The following is a 1,731-nucleotide window of genomic DNA, read 5'->3' on the forward strand; positions in this document are numbered from 1 at the left end:
AGGGTTTTAAAGCTTAACTATGACGGATTGACTACTAACTATGACGGATTGACTACTAACTATGACGGATTGACTACTTAACTATGACGGATTGACTACTAACTATGACAAGTATATATTTGTCATATATTAAAAATTAATGGTTTTATTTTGAATAAAAATCACGTTGTAAAATCAAATCAAGTAATAGAAGCCTCATATCAATTAAGTGCCGTAGAGCAACGAATTGTCTTAGCTGCCATTTCACGGATTCCAAAAAATCAGCCTATTACAGATGATGAGCTATATCCTGTTAGTATCAATGAGTTAAGGCAATTAGGTGTACATGAAAAAACTGCATACAGAGATTTAAAGGAAGGTATTAATAGACTCTATGAACGATCTATTAACCTCAGTATTGATGACAAGTCTATAAAAATGCGATGGGTACAAGAAGTTCAATTTCTAGATAGTCAAAGTGTCATTGGTATTCGTTTTTCAAAACCAATTCTGCCTTTCATATCTAATCTAAGTAGAGAATTCACCAAATATGCCCTGTCAGACATCGCTGGAATAAATAGTGGGTACGGTATTCGTATTTATGAGCTACTTGTTCAATATCGACAAATAGGTAAGCGTGAAATTTCAGTTGAGAATTTGCGGACAATGCTTGAGCTTGGTAAAAAGTACCCTTTATTCGCAGATTTCAAGAAACGAGTAATTGATACTGCTATAGACCAAATAAACGAATGCAGCCCTTTAAATGTCACTTATGAACAGAAAAAGACTGGTCGTAAAGTTACTAGTATTATTTTGTCATTTAAAGAAAAGACTAAGAGTATTAGTCATCCGAATACAGATGTACCTAAAGAATTTTATAAACTAACAGATGCTCAAATTAATATGTTTGGAAATCAACTTTCTCGTTTACATGAACTATCACATCTAGCACAGCAAGGTGAAAGCTATGATGATTTAGCTATAACAATTAAAGATATGTTGAGAGATCCAAAACAGCAAAAACAGTTTTTACCTTATCTAAAAAACTTAGGCTTTAAACTTTGAGTTTATTGGAGAATACACTTATTGTATTCTCCAATACGTATCGTTAATACACAGTAATACAATATGAAAACAAGTACAAAATACAGTGTTAGTGATGCTGCAACACTGTATAAAAAATCTCGGGCCACACTCTACAAAGATATAAAAAACGGAGTATTAAGTCGTGATCATGATGGTTCTATCGACTTTTCAGAATTACTTCGTGTCTATGGTGAGCCTTTTGGTGGAACAAACTCAAAACGTCTTGATACGTCTCCAAGACAAAACATTGATACACCTGAATACACTGATAATACAGTTGTTGAACTCAAAAATCAGATTGAGTTTTTAAAGAAACAGTTGGAAAAAGCAGAAGATCGGGAAACGAAGGCAAATGCTCGTATTGACACGCTACTTACACTTATTGAAATGAAGCCACCACAAGCCAATATAAGCACGTTTACAGAGCAGCAATCTGACCAGGATATAGCAACAGATCCTCGGTCAAAAAAACCAAATGAGGGCGGATTGACTACTCAAGAAATTAAACGCATTCCAGTGCCGGAGCATATTGAACCAGAGCCTGAAAAAAGGGGCTTCTGGAGCCGTTTTTTCAAGCCCTATGGGTGATAGGACTATTTAATCAGACTAATCAAAACCGTGGAACATTGATTGTTTTTTGATCGTGAAACATGAAAAATCATAAAA

Annotated in this window: 2 protein-coding genes; both read left to right on the forward strand. The window is 34.5% G+C overall.

What is annotated here, in order from left to right; genetic code table 11:
• Positions 1 to 150 precede the first annotated feature (150 nt).
• Complete coding sequence (gene repM / locus FTV41_RS14585) at positions 151 to 1,044, forward strand: replication initiation protein RepM (protein ID WP_179996753.1); 894 nt, start codon at positions 151 to 153, stop codon at positions 1,042 to 1,044.
• 63 nt (positions 1,045 to 1,107) lie between these two features.
• On the forward strand, positions 1,108 to 1,653 hold the full coding sequence (locus tag FTV41_RS14590; RefSeq protein WP_002067466.1) for a plasmid replication DNA-binding protein: 546 nt from the start codon (positions 1,108 to 1,110) through the stop codon (positions 1,651 to 1,653).
• The last annotated feature ends 78 nt before the right edge of the window (positions 1,654 to 1,731 follow it).

Origin of the sequence: Acinetobacter sp. YH16051 (assembly GCF_013417135.1) — a bacterium.
GTDB lineage: Bacteria > Pseudomonadota > Gammaproteobacteria > Pseudomonadales > Moraxellaceae > Acinetobacter > Acinetobacter towneri.

What these genes read in the sequence shown, in the direction of transcription:
- FTV41_RS14590 (WP_002067466.1), top strand. Translation starts at nt 1,108, where the DNA reads ATGAAAACAAGTACAAAATACAGTGTTAGTGATGCTGCAACACTGTAT.